Below are 26,242 nucleotides of genomic sequence, written 5' to 3'. Positions count from 1 at the left end.
AATCAGGTTTTTCCTGGCGCGACACTTGTTCCATACTTCACGCAAATTCCCTCGGATGCCTCGGCCGACATGCTTGAGAACGACCCCAAGACCCCTCGCGTCAACGAAGAACAACGCTTTCGCCTGTTGATCGATGCGGTGGTCGACTATGCCATCTACATGACCGATCCGTCGGGCATCATCACCAGTTGGAACTCCGGCGCCCGGCGCTTCAAGGGCTACAAAGAGTCGGAAATCCTGGGGCAGCATTTTTCTCGTTTCTATACCGACCAAGACCGTGCCGACGGCCTTCCGCAGCGCGCGCTGGACACGGCCGTGCGTGAAGGGCGCTTCGAAGGCGAGGGCTGGCGCGTGCGCAAGGACGGCACGTTGTTCTGGTCCCATGTGGTGATCGATCCGATCATCGACAGCCAGAGCGGCACGTTGCTCGGCTTCGCCAAGATCACCCGCGACCTGACCGATCGCAAGATGGCCGAGGAAACCCTCAGGCAAAGCGAACAGCAGTTTCGTCTGCTGGTGCAAAGCGTCACCGACTACGCCATCTACATGCTTGACCCTGATGGTCGCGTGACCAACTGGAACCAAGGCGCGCAGCGCATCAAGGGGTACCTGCCGGCTCAGGCCATCGGCCAGCATTTCTCGATGTTCTATACGCCCGAGGACCGCGAAGCGGGTGAGCCGCAGCGCGCCCTGAGCGTCGCCGCCACCGAGGGGCGTTTCGAAAAGAAGGGCTGGCGGGTGCGTAAGGACGGCACGCGGTTCATGGCCCACGTGGTCATCGATGCGATCCGCAGCGACACCGGTACATTGCTCGGATTTGCCAAGATCACCCGCGATATCACCGACGCCACCAAGGCCCAGGAGGCACTGGAACAAGCCCGCGAGGCCCTGTTCCAATCGCAGAAACTACAAGCCATCGGACAACTCACCGGGGGCATTGCCCACGACTTCAACAACCTGCTGACGGTGATCCTCGGCAACCTGGAGATCGTGCGCAAGCGCATGCCCAACGAGCCGAAGCTCGCCCAGTTGCTGGATAACGCAACCCAGGGCGCGCTGCGTGGTGTTTCGCTGACCCAGCGCATGCTGGCCTTTGCCCGCCGGCAGAAACTGACCTCCGAACCGGTGGAACTGGTCGCGCTGGTGCAAGGCATCAGCGGCTTGCTACAAAGCTCATTGGGTCCGTCGATCCATATCCAGGCCGAATTTGCCGAGGCGCTGTCGCCGGTGCTGGCCGACGTCAACCAGTTGGAACTGGCGATCCTCAACCTGGCGACAAACGCCCGGGATGCCATGCCACAAGGTGGCCGGATACTGATCCAGGCGCAGGAACGGTTGGGTGACGAGCTCGCGGTACCGGACAGGCAACTGGCGCCTGGACGCTATGTCTGCCTGGCGATTACCGACGCAGGCGAGGGGATGGATGAGGCGACACTGGCCTTGGCCGTCGATCCGTTTTTCACCACCAAAGGCGTCGGCAAGGGAACCGGCCTGGGGTTATCCATGGTTCACGGCCTGGCCGAGCAGTTGGGCGGTAGGCTGATACTCAAGAGCGAAAAAGGCGTCGGTACCACCGCTGAGCTATGGCTGCCGGTGGCTGGCGACGCGTTAGCGGACAAGCCATCGGTCGTGGAATCCACGGTGCCGCCCGTCAATGGATTGAAGGTTCTCGTAGTGGATGATGACAGCCTGGTCCTGACCAGCACCCGGTTGCTGATCGAAGACCTTGGCCATCAGGTCCTTTGCGCGTCGTCGGGCGTCCAGGCGCTGGAGCTGTACGAGCGTATCGAGGATTTCGATCTGGTGATCACGGACATGGCCATGCCGCAGATGGACGGGGCGCAGTTGGCGAAATTACTGCGCGACCGTCAGCCGACCCTGCCGATCATCCTCGCTACCGGTTACGCCGAACGGCTGGAGGGCTTCGCCACGCAACTGCCACGATTGATCAAGCCGTTCAAGCAGATTGATCTGGTGCAAATCATTGGGCAGACGATGAAATAAGTTTTCGTCAGCGGTTACTGGGTATTTTTCCTGAAGCCCCGCAGATTCATCGCGCACAGGCAGAACTGCAGGACGATCAGTGCATAGGCGTCTGTGTGCAGGCCCCAGATGACCCAAAGAATGTTGCTGACGATAAAACAACTGAACCCCGCGACGCGCCGGCGGGGCTGGCGCGAGCCGATCAGCCAGGCGGCCAGCACCGTGACGGCCATCGCTGGCCATTGGACCCATCCCAGATAATCCACGCTCTTTTCCTCTTGCCCTCGATGTCCTACAGACCTTGGCGGTGGCGCGGAATGCATTTTTTTCGAGGGCTTTCAAAACGGTCCCAGTTTCAGCGGGTATTGGATGACGATGTATAACCTGTCGATGTCATCGCCGGCCTGGGCGCTGTTGGCGCGGTGGGTGACGTGGGAGAGTTGCAGCGACAGGTCCTTGGCCGGGCCTGACGGCACGATGTAGCGCAAGTCGAGATCGCGTTCCCAATGGCGACCGCCGTCGCCCTGTTGCGGGCTGAAGGTTGCGGAGTCGCTGTCGAACGGATTGTAGGCGCCGCCCTGGGGCGCATGGCTGCCATCGATCCCGCTTCCCGTTACGTAGCGGGCCATGAAATTCAGGCCCGGGATTCCGAGGGCGCCGAGATCGAGGTCGTAGCGCGCTTGCCAGGAACGCTCGCCCGGGCCATTGAAATCGGCGTACTTGATCGAGTTGGCGAGGTAGATGGAATCGCCGCCGACGAAATCGAAAGGCGTGTCGCCGTGGATTTTCTGGTAGGCCAGGGTGAAGGCCTGGGCGTCGAGCCGGTATTTGCCGCTGAGGCTCAAAGCGGTGTTGTCGATGGCTCCGGCTCTGGCCCGACCGTGATCGCGGGTGTAATACAGATTGCCGTCGAGGAACAGGTCACCCACCGTTGAATGCAGATTGCCGTAGTACTGGCGCCAGGTGTCGCTCAGTTCAGAGGCGTAGAGGGAACCGCCCACCGTGCGGTCATTGAACAGATCGGCGCCGATGAAGTCGATGCTGGCGTGGCGGGTGGTAGCCCCGTAGCCGGAAAAATCGCCCCTGGCGGTGGACGCGTCCTGATTCTTGAACGCGGTGAAATGACCGGCCTGCAAACTGACCTCATCCAATTCCCGACTGGTCAGCAGCGCCCCGCTGGCATATTCCGGTTGCAGGCGTTTGTCCGCCGTATCGAATACGGGCGTCGCCACGGTCATTTCACCGAGTGCCAGAGTGGTGCGCGATACGTTGAATTTCAGCGCGCCGCCGGCACTGGAATATTCATCCTCGTTGCGACCGTCATCGTCCAACGGCAACAACCCGGTGCCGGAATGGCCCTTGCCACCATCCAGCTTCAAACCCAGGAAACCATGGGCGTCGACGCCTACGCCGACGGTACCCGGAGTGAAGCCGGACTCGAACGTGGCGATGAATCCTTGGGCCCATTCCTGCTTGTAGCTCTTGCCCGACGGGCTCGGGGAACGGTAGTCATTGTTGAGGTAGAAGTTGCGGCTGAGGACTTCCAGCGATGCCCCGTCCAGAAATCCCGGCGTTGTTTGTGCGGCCATTGCCGGAGCGTGTCCGGCGAGCAAGGCGAGGAGCCAGAGTGGCTTCAAGGCGGTTGTCGTTTGCCTGGCAGTGACGGTGTTCTGTGACGCGGGCGGCATGGGGCGTTTCCGTGTGAAAGCGTGTGGCGAAAAGCAGGACTAGACGCGCCGGTACCGCGCGGTCTGGAATCCGCCTCCCGCTTTGAAGAGTCTGAACAGAGCGTTCCATTCTTGGGGAGGTCGCGTGGACCTGCGAGTTAAACGTTGTTAATTGCGTTTACCTCGGCGTCGCCGGGCAGCAAGTCAGCCCATGGCTGCAATTTTCCGCGAGCAGGCGCGGGCTTGATCGACCTTGTCTGGCTGCGGGAAGGGTGGCCGCTTTCTGAAGAAGGTCTGATTTGCGACAGCGGTCACACGATCAACGGGCCTGACAGCACTCCAGAAAGCGGGGCCCGTGCCGACTCAAGGAGTATTGCCTATAGTTTCTGCTTCACAGGGACGCCCGCTGCCGCGACGGAACATGAACATGACCCCACCTTCATCCTCTCCAACCTTCCGGTCCCTTGGTTGCGCTGAATGCCGCGACCATGAGGCGCTGGGGTTCGACTTCACCATGGCTTTCCAGCCCATCTTCAATGTCCGCACACGGTCCGCGTTTGCCTATGAGGCGCTGGTCCGGGGCGTGAATGGGGAATCGGCGGCTTATATCCTGGGGCTCGTGAATGACGGCAACCGTTATCGATTCGACCAGGCGTGCCGTGTGAAAGCGATCGAGGAGGCCGCGCGGCTGGGGATCCTCGACATTCCCGACTGCCTGCTCAGCATCAATTTCCTGCCCAACGCCGTGTACCGGGCCGAGACCTGCATACGGGCGACACTGGAGGCGGCGCGTCAAAGCAATTTCCCGTCGAACCGGCTCATGTTCGAAGTCACGGAAGGCGAGCGGGTCGATGATCCTGACCACCTCAAGTCGATTTTCCAGGAGTACGAACGCCAGGGCTTTACCACGGCCATCGACGACTTCGGTTCCGGCTACTCGGGGCTCAACCTGCTGGCGCTATTCCAACCGCAAGTGCTGAAAATCGACATGGCGTTGACCCGAGGCATCGATCAGGACCCCGTCAAACGGGCCATTGTCGACGGGATCCTCCTGGTTGCGAATCGGTTGGGGATTACCGTCATCGCCGAGGGCGTCGAGACGCGGGAGGAAAGCGCCGCGCTGCTGGATCTGGGCATCGAATTGATGCAGGGGTTTCTGTATGCGCGGCCTGAGATCGGCCGGTTGGCGGAGGGGCGGTTCGATTGATTGGTTGCCAGCCAACACCGGCGGCGCAGCCTTGGCGTTGTTGGCTGGCTGATGCCCTGTAGGAGCTGCCGAGCGAAGCGAGGCTGCGATCTTTAGATCAAAAGATCGTCCGAACGCGGCCCGAGGCTTCGCCAGCTCCTACAGGGTGTGGTTTAAAGTCGGGATCAGGCTGACAACGGCGGCGTCCGTGGCGGAATCATCCGTTTCGATCCCAGCGACTCGAAGGCAGAAGCCAGTTGCAGCAGCTTCGAGTCGTCATAGGCCTTGCCGGCGAACGTCAAGCCAACGGGCATGCCGATGTCTGCCATGACGCCCATCGGCACGGTGACGGTGGGTACGCCCAGGTGGCGGATGGCGAGGTTGCCGTTGGCGACCCAGACGCCGTTGCTCCAGGCGATGTCGGCGGACGCTGGGTTGACGTCCGCGTCCGCTGGCCCGACGTCTGCCACGGTGGGGAAGATCACCGCATCCAGGCCCAGCCGTGCCATCCAGTCTTCCAGATCGATCCGGCGGGTTTCTTCGAGGCCGCGCAAACCCTCGGGCAAGGTGGGAATCTGGTCCCACGGCGTGATGCCACGCTGGGCCATCTTCACGTACTCGTCCATGCCGGCGGCCAGGTCGTCCTCGCGGTTGGGCAGGGTGCCAGGGTCGTGGGGAAAAATCAGCGGTCCGTCGACGTCGGCCAGGCGATTGAGTTTCGGATCGCCGTTGGCCCGCAGGAAATCATCGAACGCCCAGGCCGACAGGTCCCACAACTCATGGTGCAGGAACTCCTTGGACACCAGGCCACGGGTGAACACGGTCGGCGCGCCGGGACGGTCGCCCTCGCAGTTGGACACCAGCGGGAAATCCACTTCGATCACTTCGGCGCCTCGGGCCTCCAGCGCCTTGCGGGCGGCTTCCCACAGGGCAATCACCGAGGGGCGAGTGATGATGCGCTGTCCCGTCGGGCCACCGATTCCGGGTTTCTCAGCGGTGCCCGCTTCGGGGTCGGCGTTGATGTACATGCGCGGAACGCCCAGGCGCACGCCCGCCAGCGTTTCCGGTTTGGCGGCAAGGCTTGAATAGGAAGCAGGGCGAACCGAGTCGACTGAAGGAATCGGTACCCAGGGTTGCAGGCGCCACAGATCGCCTCGGGTGTCAGGGTCGTTTGCCACCACCACGTCCAGCACTTCAAGCAAGTCGGCCATGGTCCTGGCGTAGGGCACGACGACGTCCATGGTCGGCGTCAGCGGCCAGTTGCCGCGCACCGAGATCACCCCGCGCGACGGCGTATAGGCACACAAACCATTGTTCGAGGCCGGGCCGCGTCCGCTGGACCAGGTTTCTTCTGCCAGGCCGAAGGCCGCGAAACTGGCGGCGGTGGCGGTGCCCGCACCGTTCGAAGAGCCCGAGGCGAACGGCGCCGTGAGGTAGGCCGCGTTGTACGGGCTTTCGGCACGGCCATACACACCACGCTGCATGCCGCCGTTCGCCATGGGCGGCATGTTGGTCTTGCCCAGGCAGATGGCCCCGGCGGCGCGCAGCCGCTCGATGGTAAAGGCGTCGCGATAGGCGATCAGGTCCTTGAAGGCTGGGCTACCCGAGGCGGCGGTCAGCCCCTTTACCAGATAGCTGTCCTTGGCCGTATAGGGGATGCCGTCGAGCGGACCCAAGGTCTGGCCCTTGGCTCGACGGGCATCGGACGCCTTTGCTTCTTCCAACGCATCGGGGTTACGAACCACCACGGCATTGAGTGCGATGGGTGTTTCGGGCCCGTCGTAGGCATCGATCCTGGCCAGGTAGGCCTGGACCAACTCCACCGCCGTGGTCTGGCCGGATTCGAGCGCAGCCCGGAGCTGGGCGATGGAGACTTCGGTGATTTCAATCATGCTGTGACCGCTGCGGCTGGTGAATGACGTGAGGCGAGGCTCGGTTTGAACGGAGTTATGGTGGCTTCACGTCTTTCGAAATGGGTTCTGACATCGGGTGGAGACTGTACTACGAGCGTGACTTGAGGGCACGCCATCGAACGAGAATAACCGCGCAACGTGGCGAGGGAGCTTGCTGTCGCTGGGCTGCGAAGTGGCCCCGAAATCGTCAGCAAGATTCAGATTTTTTACGACTGCTGCGCAGCCGAGCGGGAGCAAGCTCCCTCGCCACGGGGTTCGCGTTGCCAGCGATTAGTGTGCAGCTGGTCTTTCGCTCGTGTGCGGAAAAACCTATATTCGCGCCACCTCCTATGAGCCCCAACCATGACAATCAAAATCGGCATCAACGGTTTCGGCCGCATCGGGCGCCTTGCCCTGCGTGCGGCCTGGGGCTGGCCTGAGTTCGAGTTCGTGCAGATCAACGATCCGGCAGGCGACGCGGCGACTCACGCCCATCTGCTCAACTTCGATTCGGTGCACGGCCGTTGGCACCGCCAGGCCGACGCCGAGGGCGACAAGCTGGTCATAGACGGCCAGCGCATTAACGTCACCGCCAACAAAGCGATCGCTGACACCGACTGGTCGGGTTGCGACGTAGTGATCGAGGCCAGCGGCAAGATGAAAACCGTCGCGGTGCTCCAGGCTTATCTCGATCAAGGCGTGAAACGCGTGGTGGTCAGCGCTCCGGTGAAAGAGCAGGGCGCGTTGAATATCGTCATGGGCGTCAACCACCAACTGTTCAAGCCAGAACAGCATCGCATCGTGACCGCGGCTTCGTGCACCACCAATTGCCTGGCACCCGTGGTGAAGGTGATCCACGAAAAACTCGGCATTCGCCACGGCTCGATCACGACCATTCATGACCTGACCAATACCCAGAGCATTCTTGACCAGCCGCACCAGGACCTGCGCCGCGCCCGGGCCTCGGGCATGAGCCTGATTCCCACCAGCACCGGCTCGGCCACCGCCATTGCCGAAATCTTCCCGGAGCTGCGCGGACGCCTCAACGGCCATGCGGTGCGGGTGCCGTTGGCCAATGCGTCGCTGACCGATTGCGTCTTCGAGGTCGAGCGCGCTACCACGGTCGAGGAAGTGAACCGCTTGCTCAAGGATGCCGCCGGCACCGAGCTCAAGGGCATTCTCGGTTTCGAAGAGCGACCACTGGTGTCCATCGACTACCGCACCGATCCGCGTTCCTCGATCATCGATGCGCTGTCGACCTTGGTCATCAACGGCACCCAGGTCAAACTCTATGCCTGGTACGACAACGAATGGGGCTACGCCAACCGTACCGTCGAACTGGCCCGGATGGTCGGCCTGGCGGGCTGAGGAGCCGCGATGAAAGTCTTGTCGGCCCTTGCGCCAGAAGTGCGGCAGTACCTGCTCGTCACCGGCAATTACTGGGCGTTCACCTTGACCGATGGCGCCCTGCGCATGCTGGTCGTGCTGCACTTTCACGCGCTGGGCTACAGCCCTTTGCAGATTGCCGCGCTGTTCCTGTTCTACGAGTTCTTTGGCGTGATCACCAACCTGCTAGGCGGCTACCTGGGCGCTCGCCTGGGCCTGAACCGGACGATGAACATCGGCTTGGGCCTGCAGGTCGTCGCGCTGCTGATGCTGACGGTGCCTTCCGCGCTGCTGAGCATCGCCTGGGTGATGAGCGCCCAGGCATTGTCCGGCATCGCCAAGGACCTGAACAAGATGAGCGCCAAGAGCTCGATCAAGTTGCTGGTGCCGGATGGGCAGCAGGGCACGCTTTATCGATGGATCGCGATCCTCACCGGCTCGAAGAACGCGCTCAAGGGCGTTGGTTTTTTCCTCGGTGGGGTGCTGCTCGCCGTGCTCGGTTTCCAAGGTGCGTTGCTGGCGATGGCGGCAGTGCTGGCGCTGATCTGGGTCGGTAGCCTGATCCTCCTGAAAAAAGACCTGGGCAGGGCGAAAGCCAAGCCGAAGTTTCGCGACATCCTATCCAAGAGTCGCGCGATAAATGTGCTGTCAGCCGCGCGGATGTTCCTGTTCGGCGCCCGGGACGTGTGGTTCGTGGTGGCCTTGCCGGTTTACCTGAGCAGCGTCTATGGCTGGGATTTCTGGACAGTCGGCGGTTTTCTCGCCGCCTGGGTCATCGGTTACGGCATCGTGCAGTCCCTGGCGCCGAACATCACTGGAAAGAAGCGCGGGCAGGTGCCGGATGGACGTGCCGCATGCCTCTGGGCGCTTGCGCTGGCAGGTCTTCCGGCGGTGATCGCGCTGGGGCTGTCTCATCCAGCGGTGCTGTTGGGCGGGCTCCTGGTCTTTGGTGCGCTGTTCGCGGTGAATTCGTCGCTGCACAGCTATTTGATCGTGGCGTATGCCAAGGAAGACGGCGTGTCGCTGGACGTGGGTTTCTACTACATGTCCAACGCTCTCGGGCGGCTGGCCGGGACGGTGCTGTCCGGCTGGGTTTATCAAGGATACGGGTTGGCTGCATGCCTCTGGGTCTCCAGCGCATCCGTGCTGCTGGCTGCGCTGATTTCGCTGGCATTGCCTCGGCATGTGCGTCCCATGTCGGCGAATCAACAAAGCTGACCGCGGTATGAGGCTGAATATCCTTGCCCTGTGAGTGTCTCTCGCTATGCGGCTTGTCCGTTTTACGAGGAGACCCGAACATGAACCCAATGACTTTTTCTTCGCCGCCCTATGCCGATCGGGCAGCGGCCGGCCAACGCTTGATAGAACCACTTGCCCACTACCGTGGGCGGGACGAGGTGATCGTCCTGGCATTGCCCCGGGGCGGCGTGCCGGTCGCTTGGGAGGTCGCAAAGGCCCTGGCGCTGCGTCTGGACCTGATGCTGGTGCGCAAGCTGGGTGTGCCGTCTCATCCAGAAGTGGCGATGGGCGCGATTGCCAGCGGCGGCATCCTGATCCGCAATGACGATGCGTTGCGTGCCAATCACGTCGACCAGGCCGCGTTCGATGCGGTGCTCCAGCAGGAAACGCGAGAACTGTCGCGACGCGAAGCGCGCTACCGCCCAAACCGTTCGCCACTTGATCTGAAAGGCCAAGTGGTGCTGCTTATCGATGATGGCCTGGCCACGGGCGCCTCGATGATGGCGGCAATCCGTGCGGCACGCCTGCACAAACCCAACGCCATCGTCGTCGCGGTTCCGGTGGCGCCGGTCGAGACGGCTGAAGCACTGCGCAGTGAAGTCGATGAGTGGGTGTGCCCGCTGATGCCGGAGTGGATGCGCTCGGTCGGTGATTGGTACGAAGACTTCAGCCAGACCTCGGACGAACAAGTGATCGAGCTGATGCAGGAGGCTTGGAGCAGGGATCGTCATCACTCATTGCACGCTTGATGGCTGCGAGGCTGTTCCGACGCGCGGCGTGCGGTAGGTTCTTGACAGCATGGTGGCAACGGCAAATACTGCCGCCTAAATTCATATAGATGACTAGATAACAAGGCGAATAAAATCTTATGAACCCACTGCCCAGCGATACCCGCCTGCCGCTCTACCAACGTTTGCGCGACCAGTTGGCCGAGCAGATCGCCAACAATCGCTGGCGCCCGGGAGAGGCGATTCCCACTGAGGCGGCGCTTTCAGCCGAATACGGGCTGTCCACCGGGACGGTGCGCAAGGCGATCGATGCGTTGGTCGCCGAGGGCATCCTGGAGCGCCAGCAAGGGCGCGGTACGTTCATTCGCCGGCCGCAGTTCCAATCGTCACTGTTCCGTTTCTTCCGTTTTCAATCCGCCTCCGGTGAACGCCGGGTTCCGGAGAGCCGGATCTTGTCCGTAGAACCTGTGGCCGCGCCGTCGGCGGTGGCTCAGGCGTTGGGGCTGCCGGTGGACGCGCCGGTCATCCGCATTGTCCGGCTGCGTCTGCTGGAGGTGGCGCCGGTGCTCGCCGAGGAGATCTGGCTGCCGCGCAGTCGGTTCCAGGCGCTGCTGGAGATCGACCTGAGCCAGAAAGGCCCGCTGCTTTATCCGATCTATGAAGAAACCTGCGGGCAGGTCGTGGCCTACGCGCAAGAAACGCTCACTGCCGAGTCGGTCAACGAGGTGCACGCTCGTTTGCTGCAGGTCCCGGTGAACAGCCCGGTGGTGGTGATCGAGCGCCTGGCGCGGGACTACGCCGGCAACCCGCTGGAGTGGCGTCGTTCCCGCGGGCATGCCGAGCATTTCCGCTACAGCGTCGAGATCCGCTGACCTTGCCGGGCTAGCGGACTCTGCGGCGGCCAGTCGGTCGCCGCTGCCCTTGTCGTTTTGTTGTTCCTGACTGGCCTTGCAGCGGCACGGTTCGCGCTCGGCTGCCTTTCGTTCCACTTATAAGGATAAGAATCATGTTCAGCTGGTATCGCCAAATCACTTCGCGGGAGCGTAAAACGTTTTGGGCGTGTTTCGGCGGATGGTCGCTCGACGCGCTGGAAGTCCAGATGTTCGGCCTGGCGATACCGGCGCTGATTGCCGCGTTCGCCTTGTCCAAGGGCGATGCGGGACTGATCAGCGGCGTCACGCTGGTCACCTCGGCCTTGGGCGGTTGGGTCGGCGGCACGTTGTCTGATCGCTATGGTCGGGTGCGCACGCTGCAATGGATGATCTTGTGGTTTTCCTGCTTCACCTTCCTGTCGGCGTTCGTCACAGACTTCCATCAACTGTTGATCGTCAAGGCCTTGCAGGGCTTCGGCATCGGTGGCGAGTGGGCCGCTGGCGCGGTGTTGATGGCCGAGACGATCAATCCGAAATACCGCGGCAAGGTCATGGGCACGGTCCAGAGTGCCTGGGCGGTGGGCTGGGGACTGGCGGTCGGGGTCTTTACGCTGATCTATTCGTTCGTCCCGCAAGACATGGCCTGGCGGGTGATGTTCATCGTCGGCCTGCTGCCGTCGTTCCTGATCATCTGGGTGCGCCGCAACGTCGAAGAGCCAGACAGCTTCCAGCGCCTGCAAAAAGAACAGGCCATCCCGCAGAGTTTCTTCAAGTCGTTGGCCGGCATCTTTCGTCCCGAGTTGATTCGCGTCACGTTGTTCGGCGGATTGCTCGGGCTGGGCGCCCACGGCGGCTATCACGCGGTGATGACCTGGCTGCCGACCTTCCTCAAGACCGAGCGCAACCTGTCGGTGCTCAACTCGGGCGGCTACCTGGCGGTGATCATCTTTGCCTTCTGGTGCGGCTGCGTGGTCAGTGGTCTGTTGATCGATCGCATCGGCCGACGCAAGAACATCCTCCTGTTCGCGCTGTGCTGTGTAGTCACGGTGCAGTGCTACGTGTTCATGCCGCTGAGCAATACCCAGATGCTCTTCCTGGGCTTTCCGCTTGGGTTCTTCGCCGCGGGCATCCCGGCGAGTCTCGGGGCGTTTTTCAACGAGCTGTACCCGGCGGACGTACGCGGGGCTGGCGTCGGTTTCTGCTACAACTTCGGCCGTGTGTTGTCGGCGGTGTTCCCGTTCCTGGTCGGCCACATGAGCGATTCGATGTCCCTGGGATCGGCCATTGGCATTGACGCCGGCATTGCCTACGGCGTGGCTGTGCTCGCGGCGCTGTGCCTGCCGGAAACCCGTGGCCGGAGCCTGGAGGCCACCGCGCCGGCGCCATCCGACCAGGCACCCGGCGGCGAGAACGCCCGGGCCTGATTATTTCTTATTTACGCTAGATGAAGACTCATGGTTGATCTCACCAAGACGCCGATCACCGGCATCGACTGCCACGCTCACGTGTTCAGCCGGAAGCTGGAGTGGGTGGCGGCGCGGCGCTACACGCCGGATTACGACGCGACGCTCGGGCAATACCTGGACCACTTGCAAACCCACGGTCTCAGCCACGGCGTGTTGGTCCAGCCGAGCTTTCTCGGCACGGATAACCGCTACCTATTGGCCGCCCTGCGGCAGGCGCCGGAGCAATTGCGCGGGGTTGTGGTGGTGGAGCCGGGTATTGGCCGCGCTACGCTGGAACACATGGCTCGGCTGGGGGTGGTTGGCGTTCGCTTGAACCTGATGGGCAAGGCCTTGCCTGATTTTCGCGAAACCGCCTGGAAGGACTTGCTCGGCCACCTCGCGACATTGGGCTGGCATGTGGAATTGCACGCTCCAGTAGCGGACCTGCCGGGATTGATTCGTCAGTTGGTTCCGTTTGGCGTCCCGTTGGTCATCGACCATTTCGGCCGCCCGGATGCCCGCCTGGGCGCCGATCAACCTGGTTTTGCCGAATTGATGACGCTGGGGCTGGGCGGACAAGTATGGGTGAAGGTCTCGGGCATCTATCGGCTGGCGGGGACGGACCGGCAGAACCTGGAATTTGCCCGGGCCGCGCTGGCCTTGCTCGAACAGAGTTTCGGTCGCGATCGTCTGGTCTGGGGCAGTGACTGGCCGCATACACAACACGAGGCCAGCGTCGGCTTCGATACCGTGATGCAACAGCTGCAGGCGCTGAAAAGTTCGGAGTCGCTCATGCGCGCGCTGATGGTCGAAACACCGTGTTCATTGTTCGGATTTTGATAACGGTGCAGGTGCCGTCGAATTTTCCTGAACTCGCGGGTTGGATAGGGATCTAGAATCCATTGCTGCTGCATGAAAAAATCCGCGCCGGCGCATGAAGGGATTTATCCGGGCCTGGATCGCGCCTCGGGTTTTGACCGCGAGCGCCGTGTAGCGGGCATTCAGCCAGGCGGATTGAGGATCAGTAATGTCGAATATTGAAGCGTTTCCCCTGGAGACGCGCACGCCGAGCGAGTACGAAAGCCTTGTATCGATGAGCGCCAACGCGCTCGATGCGATTCCCGGCGCGGTGTATCTCTGCGACCGCCAAGGCTGGCTGGTCCGCTACAACAGCGAGGCGGAGGCGCTGTGGGGACGCACGCCGATATTGGGGGAGGGCGGAGACCGGTTTTGCGGCTCCTATCGCCTTTTCCTGCCCGACGGTACGCCGCTGGCGTTCGAAGACTGCCCCATGGCCTCGGCGCTCGAAGACGGCGCTGCGACGCGTAACCAGGAAGTGCTCATCGAACGTCCGGACGGGACGCGGATCGTGGCCCTGGTCAACACCCGCGCCTTGAAAGATGTTCATGGAATCATTCAAGGGGCGATCAACTGCTTCCAGGATGTCTCCGCACATCACGCCTTGGAACAAGAGCTTCGGCGCAAGAATGCCGACCTGGAAGACTTTTTCGAAAACAGCGCCGTGGGCCTGCACATCGTCAGTGGCGACGGCATCATCCTGCGCGCCAACAAAGCCGAACTGGCCCTGCTGGGGTATTCGGCGGACGAATACATTGGCCGGCCCATCGCTGACTTTCACGTCGATGAGCCGGTCATCGGCGACATCCTGGGCAAATTGAGCAGTGGCGAGTGCCTGGAAAGCTACCCGGCGCGCTTGAAGGCCAGGGACGGTTCTATCAAGTACGTGACCATCACCTCCAATGGCCGGTTCGAGGACGGCAAGCTGTTCAATACGCGCTGCTTCACGGTTGACATGACCTGTGTCCACACGGCCGAGACGGCGCGCAAGGAGAGCGATGATCGGTTGTCCGCGACGTACGAAGCGGCAACGATCGGGATCGCCGAGTCGGGGGCGGACGGCCGGCTGCTGCGGGTGAACGACGCGCTCTGCAACATGCTCGGTCGTTCGCGGGAAGAACTGCTTGAAATGACATTCCTGGACTACACCCACACCGACAGCCTCGATCAGGACGCGGCCTTGTATGCACGTCAGGTGGCGGGTGAGCTGGACCATTACGTGCTGCGCAAGCGTGCCTTCAAGCCTGATGGCGAGACCGTCTATCTGGACATTCACAGCTCCTCCGTCCGGGATACGCATGGCGGCTTTCGCTATGGCGTGCGGGTACTCCAGGACGTCACGCTGGCGCGGCGGATGGAAAACCAGGTCCGTGAAAGCGAACGGCACATGCGCAATCTGCTCGAGGCATTGCCGGCGGCGGTCTACACCACCGACGCCCAAGGACGCATCACTTTTTTCAACCGGGCGGCTATCGAGTTGTCGGGGCGCACGCCTCAATTGGGCGACCTGTGGTGCGTGACCTGGAAATTGTTCAACACCGACGGAAGCTTCCTGCCCCACGACCAATGCCCGATGGCCGTCGCCCTGAAGGAAAACCGACCGATACGCGGGGTCGAGGCCATCGCGGAGCGTCCCGACGGCAGTCGCGTGCCGTTCACACCATACCCGACGCCGCTGCACGATGCCGAGGGCAACCTGGTGGGCGCGATCAACATGTTGGTGGACATCACCGAGCGCAAGCAGGCCGAAGACCGGCAGAAAACCCTGATCGACGAGCTTAACCATCGGGTCAAGAATACCCTCGCCACCGTGCAATCCCTGGCCGCCCAAACCTCACGCAACGCAGAAAGCGCCAAGGAGGGCTACAACCGCTTCGAGGCACGGCTGCTCGCCTTGTCGCGCGCCCACGATCTCCTGACGAGGCGGCATTGGGGACAGACGCCCCTGGCGTCGCTGGCCCAGGAAGTACTGCTGCCGATCTTCGGTGCCGAGCCCGGCCGTGTCACGATCGAAGGCGATGCCGTCGATGTCGATACCCGCGTAGCGCTCAGCCTCACGATGACCCTCAACGAACTGGCAATCAACGCCCTCAAGTACGGCGCGATGTCCGTCGAGACAGGCAGGCTTTCGGTGAATTGGAACGTCCAGGCGCAATCGAACGGAAACTTGTTGACCTTGGATTGGCGTGAGCAGGGCGGGCCTCTGGTGTCACCACCGGAACGCGAAGGGCTGGGATCGCGTTTGATGAAGCGCTGCATCGAGCGCGACCTGGGTGGGATATTCGTGCTGACCTATGCCCCAGAGGGCGTTCTCTGTCGCTTCTCGTTCATGGTCACTGAGCATTCGGCATGACCCTTTTTGCTGGTATCAGGGTCCTGCTCGTGGAGGACGAAGGCACGGTCGCGATGTTGATCGAGGAAATGCTTGAAGACCTCGGATGCACGGTGGTGGCGTCCGTGCCACGGCTCGCCCTGGCCCGGGAAAAGGCGGGTACGGCGCAGGTCGACCTGGCGATCCTGGACGTCAACCTCGCCGGCGAACGGGTGTTCCCGGTGGCTGAAATCCTTCGTGGTCGCGGGGTTCCGTTCCTGTTCAGCACCGGCTACGGCGCGAGCGGCCTGCCCGAGGAATTCGCCCAAAGTCCGGTGTTGCACAAACCGTTTTCAGAAAGTGAATTACAGCAGAAGATAGCGCTGACATTAAAAAAGCAGGCACCCTCCAAGGAGCAACCATGAGTTTGTACGGCCAATACGATGCGCAGAATATCTTCGCGATGATTCTTCGCGGCGAAGCACCTGCCTACAAAATCCACGAGGACGCCGATGTATTGGCCTTCCTGGATATCTTTCCCCAGTCGCGCGGCCATGTGCTGGTGATTCCCAAAGCATCCCAGGCTCGCAACATTCTCGAAGTGGAGCCCGAGGTCCTCGGCAAACTGATGTCAGCCGTCCAACGTCTCACCCGCGTCATCGTCGACGAATTGCAGCCGGACGGCGTGCAAATCGCCCAGTTCAACGGCGCGCCGGCCGGGCAGACGGTCTATCACATCCATGTGCACATCATTCCGCGCTGGGAAGGGCAGGCGCCCGGCGTTCACGGGCAAGGGAAGGCGGATCCGCAGGCGCTTGAGGCGTTGCAGGCGCGGTTGGTGGAGCGTATTCGTTCGGCGGGTTGATGCCGTAGCGCTTGTCCGGTTTGGACGCTAACATCCGCGCTGACCTCCCAACACCGCGGACCCCACTCGATGAAATTGCGCCTGCTCACCGCTGCCTTGTTTTTCGCCTGCACCCTGACCCACGCCGCCGAGCCGAAAATCCCCAAAGCTCTTGAGCAGCAGGTCGGGCACTTGGTGGCGCTGCTCAAGGACAGCTATGCCACTGGCTATCCCGAAGCGACGCTGGTGCAGACCCTCGATACCGGTGAGGACAGCCAGGTCACGCTCGCGGTCTTTACCCTCGAGGGTTTCGGGATGGGTAACAACTACAGCCAGTACCTGGCGGTTTTCAATCCCGAGGAGAACGAAGAAGGCGTGCCGTATTACAGCCTGCTGGACGTGATGCGTATCGGCGGTGACAGTTGGCGGGCGATCGATAAGCTGGACGCCAAGCTGGTCAGCGACCCGGCGGGTGAGCAGACCCTGATCGACATTCCGGTCATGGAAAACACCGACGACGACGCGCCGAATTTCCCCAGCCGAGCGGCAGTCATTCACCTTTCCCTCGATGGCTCTCCGTCCCTGCGGTTGGTGGAGATCAAATAGGACGGTTTTGTAATACCGCTATTGCAGCGGAACGTACACGTCGGTTTGCCACTGATCCTGTGGCGTCTCTGGATACACGCTCAGGTAATGGAAAAACAGCGGCTGGTCCCGAAGCTCCTCGCCGCTTGCGGGAAGCCAGTCGCGGTAGATCGGGTAAATCGTTTCGCCGATGTGATCCGGTGATCCCGCGTGGCGAACCACGACATAGCGCCCGCCGGGTATGACAAGCGGCTGGACGCCGAACTCGTTCGGCGCCACATCCTCGTCAATCTCGCCACAGATCGCGAAGCGGAAAGCGTGTGGCGGTGTGGTATCGGGATTGCCGTAAGGGATGCCGAACGTGCGGCTTGTCGCCACCGGCGATTGTCCGCTGCGCATGCGCCACTCGATGAACTGGCGCACGCTTTCATTGACGAGCCCCGGAGGTCCGCGGTGCTCAAGCGTCGCTACCTGGATTTCAGGGCATTCAACGATTCGAACGTGCATGAGGATATTCCTTGAGAAATGGGGGATGGCAAACACCGTATTCCAGACCTGCCAGTTCGGGTTCTTCCTGAACACACTCGGCGCCATGCCGAACGCTCGTCCGAACGCCCGGCTAAAGGCCTCGGGACTCTGAAAACCTGCATCCAGTGCCGCGTCCAATACCGAGTAATCTGCGTTTGCGATCAGGCGATGTGCCGCGCGTCGCAGTCGCATCAGTTGCACATAACGTGAAACGGGCACGCCCGTGTACGCAGTAAATTGTCGATGGAAGTGAAACACCGAGAAGTTCGCCACATCACTCAGCGCCTTTACCGACAGATCCCCTTCGAGATGGGTATCGATGTAGGCCAGGACGGCGGCGAAGCGTTTTGTGTAAGCGAAATCGCTCGGTTGTTCAGGCACGGGTAAAGGCTCTTGGAAGTGCGGTCGGCGTAGAGTCTTCGATTGGCCATGGGCCTGCCTAGCCGCGTTTGCTCAAAGAGCAAGCCTCAGCAACGAAAGGCCAGGGTTACCCGCGTCCAACATGCACGCGATACCGGATACACCGGTCAAACCGGTCTTCCGGGTTTTCGTAAGCTTCCAACTTTTCCAGAAAACCCGTGCGCTCAAGAACGGCCAAGTCCTTGAGCGTCCAGTCAAAAGGAAAGTCGCCGGAGAACGTCTTGCCTTGATGTTCAACCCAGTGATCGACCGGGAAGGGCATGTAGCCGAGCCATTCGGATTGATAGGTGATTTGGTCGCAGTCGCCTGCGATCACAACGGCGCGGATCCGATGCTTGATGAAGGCTACACGTTCATCCATGGTTTTTCCGATCCTGGTTGATGCTCGAATTCATTTCAGGTTGTTCTGGAAGAAACTCGTCAACTTGTCAAACGGAATCAGATCGACCCGATCATAAAGATCAACATGCCCGGCCCCAGGAATGATCACCAGTTCCTTGGGCTGGCCGGCGAGCTTGTAAGCCTCTTCGCTGAACTCCCTGGAATGCGCATCGGCGCCGGCAATAAACAGCATGGGGTGAGGCGAAATGGTCTCGATGTCATTGAGTGGATAGAAGTTCATGAACTTGATGTTGCTGGTCAGCGTCGGGTGCGTGGTCAGGTCTTTCGACGAGCTGGCCGGCGTGAACTCGCCGCGCGGGGTGCGGTAGAAGTCGTAGAACTCCCGTTGGATCGGGTGGGTATTTTCATCCAACTGATGCACCGTACCGCTGGTGTACAGCGTTTCGCCGCCGACGAACTCCACATTACGCTGCTGTGTCGCCTGAGCGATGACGGCCCGGCGCTGATCGAGCGTCTGGGAATGCTTCAACCCGTTGCGATTGACGCCGCCCATGTCATACATGCTCACAGTCGCAATGGCTTTCATGCGCGGGTCGATCTTGGCGGCGCTGATGACGAAGCTGCCGCTGCCACAAATACCGATGGCACCAATGCGCTCCTTGTCGACGAAGGGCTGGGCGCTGAGAAAATCCACGGCGGCGCTGAAGTCCTCGGCGTAGATATCCGGCGAGACCGCATTGCGCGGCTGGCCCGCGCTTTCGCCCCAGAATGAAAGATCCAGGGAGAGGGCCACGAAGCCTTTTTCCGCCATCTTGGTGGCATAAAGATTAGCGCTTTGCTCCTTCACCGCGCCCATTGGATGGCCCACGACAATCGCCGGATTGCTTTTCTTGCCATTGAGTTTTTTTGGGATGAACAGGTTTCCCGCGACGTTCATTTGATACTGATTCTTGAAATTGACCTTTTGCACGGTGACTTCGTCGCTGGTGTAGAAGTTGTCTGCGCCGTTGGACATATCGGCTCCTATCGCTGAAAGGGATGTGACGAAAAGCGTTAATAAGACGAGGATTTTTTTCATGGGTGGACCTGTCGATGCGGGTTATCAATCGTGGGTAAACGTCACTTGCGCGGATCCCGGGCCGAGGGCTTGGGCGAGACCTGAGGGGTCGTTGATGTGGCCCAGGCGCGTGTACGCGTAGGCTGAATCGAAGTCCTTATAGAAAACGACCAAGGTATCCGTGCCGTACAGCATCAGGTCACCTTTGCGGATCGTTGCCGGCCTGCTCGCCTTGGCGGGTAGCGTTTGGGGCAGGGTGGCGTACTTTTCGTTGCGATTGAGATCGCTCATTTCCAGTGTCAGTGGCAATAACCCGGAAAGTGCCTGGGCGGCAGCGCTGTCGGTCAAGGTGATGGCGAAGCGTTGTTCACCGACAGTCATCCACATAGCCGTTTTCTCCGTGATGGAAGATGCCGACGCGGCACCGTTGATCGTTGCGTAGCTGCCAAGCGCGACCATGGCTAGCAGCAAGACAAGCTGGGCCGATCTCATCGCAGTTGTGCATGGGTTCTTGTTCATGGGGTTCATGGTGACTGGTGGGCAGTGGTGCGACTAGCTAATGAATACTTAACAAGGTTATAAGCGAAGCTAATCAATTAGCCTGAAGTGCCTTCATCATGGTCAAAAGAAATCTCAACGATCTGCTTTCTTTCGTCACCGTGGCGAGGGAGGGCAGCTTCACCCGGGCGGCCGGCACACTGGGCGTCACCCAGTCGGCGCTGAGCCAGGCGATCAGTGGCCTGGAAGCACGCCTGCAGATCCGCTTGCTAACGCGGACCACCCGCAGCGTTTCGCCAACCATTGCGGGCGAACGCCTGCTGCACGCCATCGGCAATCGTTTCGATGAGATCGAAGCCGAGCTGGATATGCTCACGGAAATGCGCGACAAGCCCGCCGGCATCGTTCGCATTACCTGCGGTGATCATGTCTTGCGCACCACTTTGTTGCCGAAACTGACCGGGTTGCTGCACGAGTACCCGGACATCAATGTCGAGTTTGATGTCAGCTACGGATTTCGCGACATCGTCGCGGACCGTTTCGACGCGGGTGTGCGCCTGGGCGACACCATCGACAAGGACATGGTGGCGGTGCCGATCGGCCCACCCTTGCGGATGGCCGCGGTGGCTTCGCCAGCGTACTTCGCCAGCCGCGCCATCCCCGGGCATCCTCGCGACCTGATGAGCCATCGTTGTATCAACCAGCGCATGCCCACCTCCGGCGGGCTTTATGTCTGGGATTTCGAGCAGCGAGGCAAGCAAGTGAACGTGCGCGTGGACGGCCAACTCATCTTCAACACGTCGACGCACATCGTGCAGGCGGCAGTGGCCGGGCTGGGTATTGCCTACCTGCCGGAAGAAGAATTTGAACCGTACCTTCAGGACGGCCGGTTGGTGCGGGTGTTGGAAGCGTGGTGCCCACCGTTCTCAGGCTACTATTTGTACTATCCGAGCCGGCGCCAACCGTCACCTGCGTTTACACTGGTTGCCAATGCGTTGCGCAAGGACATCCAAGGGGATGCCTCGAAACCTCTGCCTGTTGGCCCATAAGACCGAAAAGCACCAGCCGTCGCTTTCAGAACACGTTTAGTCGTCCATATGCAATCGCCAGTCCCCCGGAGTGGCAAGCTGTGAAGATGCCCCGGACCCAGTGCGCCAAAGACACTTGGCCGGAGAGCGAGAATGGCGATCGGTATGCCACGCTACCGTGACGTGGGCCGGACGCCGCCGCCAAGACTCCGAACGACCAGCGCCACGCGGCGCTGTCGTTCGAGATGCCGAGGTACGTTTATGCCTGATGAGACGCTTCACCTGCCTCTGATCCACAGCGTGCTGGCGCGCGAGAAGGACACCCCCGGTGCCTTGTTGCCGATCCTCCATGCCATCCAGGAAGGTTGCGGGTACGTTCCCGACGCCGCCGTCCCTGAAATCGCCCATGCCCTCAACCTCAGCCAGGCTGAAGTGCGCGGTGTGATCAGCTTCTACCACGATTTTCGCACCACGCCACCGGCGCGCCACACCCTGCGCCTGTGCCGGGCCGAGTCGTGCCAGAGCATGGGGGCCGAGGGCCTGGCGGCGCAGTTGCGTGAACAGCTTTCGCTGGACGATCACGGTACTAGCGCCGATGGGGCCATCAGCCTGCGACCAGTCTATTGCCTTGGTGCCTGTGTCTGTTCGCCGGCCCTGGAACTGGATGGGGAACTGCACGCCCGGCTGACCCCGGAACGCCTGCGTCAATTGGTGAATGGTTGCCTGGAGGATGGTCCATGCTGACCCTCTGCATTCCCCGTGATTCAGTGGCCCGCGCCGTTGGTGCGGACAAGGTGGCCGATGCGCTGGTCCGCGAGGCCGAGCGGCGTCAATTGCCACTGGAGGTGTTGCGCACCAGTTCCCGCGGGCTCTATTGGCTGGAACCCTTGGTGGAGCTGGAGACGCCGGAAGGGCGCCTGGGTTTTGGTCCGGTCACGGCACAAGACGTACCGGGCCTGCTCGACGCGCTGGCGGGTGATCCTGGCAGCCATCCATCGGCGTTGGGGTTGGTTGAGAACATCCCTTATCTCAAAAGCCAGCAACGGCTGTTGTTCGCCCGTGCTGGCATCACCCAGCCGTTGTCCCTCGATGACTACCGCGCCCAGGGCGGGTTCCTCGGCCTGGCCCGGGCGATCCAGACGGATGGCGCCGAGGTGGTCGCCCAAGTGCTCGACTCCGGCCTGCGTGGCCGGGGCGGGGCGGCGTTTCCGGCAGGCATCAAGTGGCGCACCGTGCGCGACGCCCCGGGGCCGCAGAAATACGTAGTCTGCAATGCCGACGAAGGCGACTCAGGTACCTTCGCCGACCGCATGCTGATGGAAGGCGACCCGTTCCTGCTGATCGAAGGCATGATCATCGCCGGCATCGCGGTGGGCGCGACGATGGGCTACATCTACGTGCGTTCGGAATACCCGGACGCGGTCAGCACCCTGAACCAGGCACTGCGCATCGCCCGCGAAGCCGGTTACCTGGGCGCGGATGTGGGCGGCAGTGGTCGTGCTTTCGAAATCGAAGTTCGGGTGGGCGCCGGCGCCTACATCTGTGGCGAGGAAACGGCGCTGCTGGAATCCCTCGAAGGCAAGCGCGGCACAGTGCGCGCCAAGCCGCCGCTGCCGGCGTTGCAGGGCCTGTTCGGTTTGCCGACGCTGGTGCATAACGTGGTGACGCTGGCCTCGGTGCCGGTGATCCTGGAAAAGGGCGCGCAGTTCTATCGTGATTTCGGCATGGGCCGTTCCCTGGGCACCATGCCGTTCCAATTGGCCGGCAACGTCCTTCGCGGCGGCCTGGTGGAGCGGGCGTTCGGCCTGAGCCTGCGCGAATTGGTGGAAGAGTACGGTGGCGGCACCGCCACGGGGCGTCCGCTGAAGGCCGCGCAAGTCGGCGGGCCGTTGGGCGCCTGGGTGCCGCCGGCACAGTTCGACACGCCGCTGGACTACGAAGCGTTTGCCGCCATAGGCGCGATGCTCGGCCACGGTGGCGTGGTGGTCGCCGATGACAGCCTGGACATGGCCAAGATGGCCCGGTTCGCCTTGCAGTTCTGCGCCGAGGAATCCTGCGGCAAATGCACGCCATGCCGCATCGGTTCGACCCGCGGCGTTGAAGTGGTGGATCGTTTGCTCGCCAGCACCGATGCCAATGCCCGCCAGGAACAGGCGTTGCTGCTGCATGATCTCTGCGACACGCTGCAGTACGGCTCGCTCTGTGCCCTCGGTGGGATGACGTCCTACCCCGTCGCCAGTGCCCTCAAGCATTTCCCCGCCGACTTCGGTCTGGCGACCTCGGAGGCCGACCAATGATCACCATTTTCGATCCAGCCAGCGACATCGACCTGGGCACCCCGGCCCGCGAAAGCGACGTGCAGGTCAGCCTGACCATCGACGGACGCGAAATCAGCGTCCCCTCCGGCACCTCGGTGATGCGCGCGGCGGCCTTGCTCGGCACCACCATCCCCAAACTGTGCGCCACCGACAGCATGGAAGCCTTCGGCTCCTGCCGCATGTGCCTCGTGGAAATCGACGGCATGCGCGGCTATCCGGCCTCGTGCACCACGCCGGTGACGGCCGGCATGGTGGTTCGCACGCAAACATCCAAGCTCGCCACGCTGCGGCGCAACGTGATGGAGCTGTACATTTCCGATCACCCACTGGACTGCCTGACGTGCCCGGCCAACGGCAACTGCGAATTGCAGACCGTGGCGGGGCAGGTGGGCTTGCGCGAGGTGCGTTATGGCTACGAAGGCGCCAATCACCTCGCCGAAGCCAAGGACGTGTCCAACCCTTATTTCGATTACGACCCGAGCAAGTGCATCGTCTGCAGTCGCTGCGTGCGCGCTTGCGAAGAAATCCAGGGCACCTTCGCCCTGACCATCAGCGGGCGCGGCTTTGACTCCCGTGTGGAAGCGGCTGGCGGTGACAATTTCCTTGATTCCGAATGCGTGTCCTGCGGCGCCTGCGTCCAGGCCTGTCCGACAGCCACGTTGATCGACAAAAGCGTGGTGGAGATCGGCCAGCCGGAGCGCAGCGTCATCACCACCTGCGCCTACTGCGGCGTAGGTTGCTCGTTCCGCGCCGAGATGAAAGGCGAACAGCTGGTGCGCATGGTCCCGGACAAGAACGGCCAGGCCAACCACGGCCATTCCTGCGTCAAGGGCCGCTTCGCCTGGGGTTACGCGACGCACCCGGATCGCATCACCAAGCCGATGATCCGCAAGCACATCAACGACCCGTGGCAGGAAGTCAGCTGGGAGGAGGCGGTCACCTACGCCGCCAGTGAACTGCGGCGCATCCAGCTCAAGTACGGACGCGACTCCATCGGTGGGATCACCTCCAGCCGTTGCACCAACGAAGAAACCTACCTGGTGCAGAAACTGGTGCGCACGGCGTTCGGCAACAACAACGTGGACACCTGCGCGCGGGTCTGCCATTCGCCGACTGGCTACGGCCTCAAGCAAACCTTGGGCGAGTCCGCCGGTACCCAGAATTTCGATTCGGTGATGAAAGCCGACGTGATCTTGGTGATGGGCGCCAACCCTACCGATGCGCATCCGGTGTTCGGCTCGCAACTCAAGCGCCGCCTGCGCCAGGGTGCGCGGCTGATCGTCATCGACCCACGGCGCATCGACCTGGTGGATTCTCCCCACGCCCGCGCCGAACTGCACTTGCAACTGCGTCCGGGCACCAACGTGGCGATGCTCAACGCGTTGGCCCATGTGATCGTCACTGAAGGCCTAGTTGACGAACCTTTCGTCAAGGCGCGTTGCGAGGCGACGGACTTTGCCCGTTGGCGCGACTTTGTCAGCCTGCCGGAAAACTCGCCCGAGGAGCTCGGCCCGGTCTGCGGCGTGCCTGCCGAACAGATCCGTGCCGCTGCGCGCCTCTACGCCACCGGCGGCAACGCGGCCATCTACTATGGCCTCGGCGTCACCGAACACAGCCAGGGCAGCACCTCGGTGATGGGCATCGCCAACCTCGCCATGGCCACCGGCAACATCGGTCGCGAAGGCGTTGGCGTGAACCCGTTGCGTGGGCAGAACAACGTCCAAGGCTCGTGCGACATGGGTTCGTTCCCCCATGAACTGCCCGGCTACCGGCACATCTCCAACGAAGCGGTGCGCGCCCAGTTCGAGCAGGCCTGGAACGTGACCTTGCAACCCGACCCGGGCCTGCGCATCCCGAACATGTTCGAGGCGGCGCTGGACGGCACCTTCAAAGCGCTTTACTGCCAAGGCGAAGACATCGCCCAGAGCGATCCGAACACCCAGCATGTGACCGCCGCGCTGTCCGCGTTGGAATGCGTGATCGTCCAGGACATCTTTCTCAACGAAACGGCCAAATTCGCCCACGTGTTCCTGCCGGGCAGTTCGTTCCTGGAGAAGGACGGCACCTTCACCAACGCCGAGCGCCGCATCTCCCGTGTGCGCAAGGTGATGGACCCGTTGGCCGGCAAGGCCGATTGGGAAGCCACCATCGCCCTGGCCGAGGCCTTGGGCTACAAGATGGACTACCGCCATCCTTCGGAAATCATGGATGAAATCGCCCGTTTGACGCCGACCTTCAGCCGCGTCAGCTATGCGGAACTGGAGCGCCACGGCAGCCTGCAATGGCCGTGCAACGACGCCGCGCCGGACGGCACGCCGACCATGCACATCGAGGAGTTCGTGCGTGGCAAAGGGCGCTTCATGCTCACCGGCTACGTGCCCACCGAAGAGAAGGTCAACAGCCGCTATCCGCTGTTGCTGACCACCGGGCGCATCCTCAGCCAGTACAACGTCGGCGCCCAGACCCGGCGCACCGACAACGTTGCCTGGCACGAGGAAGATCGCCTGGAAATCCATCCGACCGACGCCGAGAACCGCGGGATTGTCGACGAAGACTGGGTCGGCATCGGCAGCCGCGCCGGGCAGACCGTGCTGCGGGCCAAGGTGACCGAGCGGGTGGCGCCGGGCGTGGTCTACACCACGTTCCACTTCCCGGAATCCGGCGCCAACGTGATCACCACCGACAACTCCGACTGGGCCACCAACTGCCCGGAATACAAGGTGACGGCGGTGGAAATCGTACGGGTCAGCCAGCCTTCGGAATGGCAGAAGCGTTACCAGGCCTTCAGCGATGAACAAAGCCGCTTGCTCAGGGAACGTCGCCACGCCGAAAAAGCCGAGGTGCGCCGATGAGCTCGCAGAACCTGATCAAGATGGCCAACGAAATCGCTCGGTACTTCGCCACCGAGCCTGACCAGGCCCTGGCGGTGAGCGGCATTCGGCAGCACATCAAAAGCTTCTGGACGCCAGGGATGCGCAAGGATTTGCAGAACTGGGAAGAAAAGCATCCGGATGCGGTTCTGCATCCGCTGGTGTTGGCGGCGTTGAAGGAACCC

Annotated in this window: 24 protein-coding genes; 17 read left to right on the top strand and 7 right to left on the bottom strand. The window is 61.9% G+C overall.

Going from position 1 to position 26,242, the window contains the following annotated elements; translation table 11 throughout:
• The first annotated feature begins 69 nt into the window (after positions 1-69).
• A complete protein-coding gene (locus FHK92_RS04900; RefSeq protein ID WP_181287082.1) occupies positions 70-2,004 on the top strand; it encodes a hybrid sensor histidine kinase/response regulator in 1,935 nt (644 codons plus the stop codon).
• Between the two features lie 14 nt (positions 2,005-2,018).
• Here FHK92_RS04900 and FHK92_RS04895 read toward each other — a convergent pair whose 3' ends face one another.
• Together FHK92_RS04895 and FHK92_RS04890 are read right to left on the bottom strand one after the other, a co-directional pair.
• Positions 2,019-2,249, bottom strand: coding sequence for a hypothetical protein (locus tag FHK92_RS04895; RefSeq protein ID WP_181287081.1), 231 nt, complete (start codon positions 2,247-2,249; stop codon positions 2,019-2,021).
• Positions 2,250-2,321: 72 nt separating this feature from the next.
• Positions 2,322-3,572: an OprD family porin gene (locus FHK92_RS04890; RefSeq protein ID WP_258232582.1), complete on the bottom strand. Its 1,251-nt coding sequence runs from the start codon at positions 3,570-3,572 to the stop codon at positions 2,322-2,324.
• 505 nt (positions 3,573-4,077) lie between these two features.
• Here FHK92_RS04890 and FHK92_RS04885 point away from each other — a divergent pair.
• Complete coding sequence (locus FHK92_RS04885; protein ID WP_181287079.1) at positions 4,078-4,857, top strand: EAL domain-containing protein; 780 nt, start codon at positions 4,078-4,080, stop codon at positions 4,855-4,857.
• Positions 4,858-5,021: 164 nt separating this feature from the next.
• On the opposite strand, the gene FHK92_RS04880 is transcribed toward FHK92_RS04885, so the two are convergent.
• Positions 5,022-6,728 carry an amidase gene (locus tag FHK92_RS04880; RefSeq protein WP_181287078.1) on the bottom strand — a complete coding sequence of 569 codons (1,707 nt, stop codon included), beginning with the start codon at positions 6,726-6,728 and terminating at the stop codon, positions 5,022-5,024.
• Between the two features lie 363 nt (positions 6,729-7,091).
• Here FHK92_RS04880 and FHK92_RS04875 point away from each other — a divergent pair, with 363 nt between their 5' ends.
• The 10 genes from FHK92_RS04875 (at position 7,092) to FHK92_RS04830 (ending at position 17,017) form a co-directional block, all read left to right on the top strand.
• Complete coding sequence (locus FHK92_RS04875) at positions 7,092-8,096, top strand: ArsJ-associated glyceraldehyde-3-phosphate dehydrogenase (RefSeq protein WP_181287077.1); 1,005 nt, start codon at positions 7,092-7,094, stop codon at positions 8,094-8,096.
• A 9-nt stretch (positions 8,097-8,105) separates the two neighbouring features.
• On the top strand, positions 8,106-9,332 hold the full coding sequence (gene arsJ / locus FHK92_RS04870; RefSeq protein WP_181287076.1) for an organoarsenical effux MFS transporter ArsJ: 1,227 nt from the start codon (positions 8,106-8,108) through the stop codon (positions 9,330-9,332).
• Positions 9,333-9,412: 80 nt separating this feature from the next.
• Positions 9,413-10,102, top strand: a complete 690-nt coding sequence (locus FHK92_RS04865; protein WP_181287075.1) for a phosphoribosyltransferase — start codon at positions 9,413-9,415, stop codon at positions 10,100-10,102.
• A 119-nt stretch (positions 10,103-10,221) separates the two neighbouring features.
• On the top strand, positions 10,222-10,953 hold the full coding sequence (locus tag FHK92_RS04860) for a GntR family transcriptional regulator (RefSeq protein WP_181287074.1): 732 nt from the start codon (positions 10,222-10,224) through the stop codon (positions 10,951-10,953).
• Between the two features lie 134 nt (positions 10,954-11,087).
• Positions 11,088-12,377 (top strand): MFS transporter, encoded by a 1,290-nt coding sequence (locus tag FHK92_RS04855; RefSeq protein ID WP_181287073.1) that lies wholly within the window; start codon positions 11,088-11,090, stop codon positions 12,375-12,377.
• 30 nt (positions 12,378-12,407) lie between these two features.
• Positions 12,408-13,238, top strand: a complete 831-nt coding sequence (locus FHK92_RS04850) for an amidohydrolase family protein (protein WP_181287072.1) — start codon at positions 12,408-12,410, stop codon at positions 13,236-13,238.
• A gap of 187 nt (positions 13,239-13,425) precedes the next feature.
• Entirely contained in the window at positions 13,426-15,609 is a 2,184-nt protein-coding gene (locus tag FHK92_RS04845; protein WP_181287071.1) for a PAS domain-containing sensor histidine kinase, read from the top strand.
• Positions 15,606-15,992: a response regulator gene (locus tag FHK92_RS04840; protein WP_181287070.1), complete on the top strand. Its 387-nt coding sequence runs from the start codon at positions 15,606-15,608 to the stop codon at positions 15,990-15,992. Before FHK92_RS04845 ends, FHK92_RS04840 begins: the two co-directional genes overlap by 4 nt.
• Entirely contained in the window at positions 15,989-16,432 is a 444-nt protein-coding gene (locus FHK92_RS04835) for an HIT family protein (protein WP_181287069.1), read from the top strand. Before FHK92_RS04840 ends, FHK92_RS04835 begins: the two co-directional genes overlap by 4 nt.
• Positions 16,433-16,501: 69 nt before the next feature.
• Complete coding sequence (locus tag FHK92_RS04830; protein WP_181287068.1) at positions 16,502-17,017, top strand: hypothetical protein; 516 nt, start codon at positions 16,502-16,504, stop codon at positions 17,015-17,017.
• Between the two features lie 18 nt (positions 17,018-17,035).
• Here the strand turns inward: FHK92_RS04830 and FHK92_RS04825 are convergent, their stop codons facing one another.
• From FHK92_RS04825 to FHK92_RS04810, 4 genes are all read right to left on the bottom strand, one after another.
• Entirely contained in the window at positions 17,036-17,905 is an 870-nt protein-coding gene (locus FHK92_RS04825) for an AraC family transcriptional regulator (RefSeq protein ID WP_181287067.1), read from the bottom strand.
• Between the two features lie 106 nt (positions 17,906-18,011).
• On the bottom strand, positions 18,012-18,305 hold the full coding sequence (locus tag FHK92_RS04820) for a hypothetical protein (protein WP_181287066.1): 294 nt from the start codon (positions 18,303-18,305) through the stop codon (positions 18,012-18,014).
• 30 nt (positions 18,306-18,335) lie between these two features.
• Positions 18,336-19,364 carry an alpha/beta hydrolase gene (locus tag FHK92_RS04815; RefSeq protein ID WP_181287065.1) on the bottom strand — a complete coding sequence of 343 codons (1,029 nt, stop codon included), beginning with the start codon at positions 19,362-19,364 and terminating at the stop codon, positions 18,336-18,338.
• A 24-nt stretch (positions 19,365-19,388) separates the two neighbouring features.
• On the bottom strand, positions 19,389-19,730 hold the full coding sequence (locus FHK92_RS04810; protein WP_309109594.1) for a cyclophilin-like fold protein: 342 nt from the start codon (positions 19,728-19,730) through the stop codon (positions 19,389-19,391).
• A 230-nt stretch (positions 19,731-19,960) separates the two neighbouring features.
• Between FHK92_RS04810 and FHK92_RS04805 the strand changes: the two genes are divergently transcribed.
• From FHK92_RS04805 to FHK92_RS04785, 5 genes are all read left to right on the top strand, one after another.
• Positions 19,961-20,890, top strand: a complete 930-nt coding sequence (locus tag FHK92_RS04805) for a LysR family transcriptional regulator (RefSeq protein WP_181287064.1) — start codon at positions 19,961-19,963, stop codon at positions 20,888-20,890.
• Positions 20,891-21,130: 240 nt separating this feature from the next.
• Positions 21,131-21,613, top strand: a complete 483-nt coding sequence (locus FHK92_RS04800; RefSeq protein WP_030138762.1) for a formate dehydrogenase subunit gamma — start codon at positions 21,131-21,133, stop codon at positions 21,611-21,613.
• Positions 21,607-23,166 (top strand): formate dehydrogenase beta subunit, encoded by a 1,560-nt coding sequence (locus tag FHK92_RS04795; protein WP_181287063.1) that lies wholly within the window; start codon positions 21,607-21,609, stop codon positions 23,164-23,166. Before FHK92_RS04800 ends, FHK92_RS04795 begins: the two co-directional genes overlap by 7 nt.
• On the top strand, positions 23,163-26,039 hold the full coding sequence (fdhF, locus tag FHK92_RS04790) for a formate dehydrogenase subunit alpha (protein ID WP_181287062.1): 2,877 nt from the start codon (positions 23,163-23,165) through the stop codon (positions 26,037-26,039). The genes FHK92_RS04795 and fdhF overlap by 4 nt, the downstream gene beginning before the upstream one ends.
• Positions 26,036-26,242, top strand: a 207-nt coding sequence (locus FHK92_RS04785) for a formate dehydrogenase subunit delta (RefSeq protein WP_181287109.1), incomplete at its 3' end; no start/stop codon positions are given. The genes fdhF and FHK92_RS04785, both read left to right, overlap by 4 nt.

The organism is Pseudomonas brassicacearum subsp. neoaurantiaca, assembly GCF_013608025.1.
Taxonomy (GTDB): Bacteria; Pseudomonadota; Gammaproteobacteria; order Pseudomonadales; family Pseudomonadaceae; genus Aquipseudomonas.
Note: the sequence above shows the minus strand (reverse complement) of the source record. Positions and strands in the feature narration are given on the sequence as shown.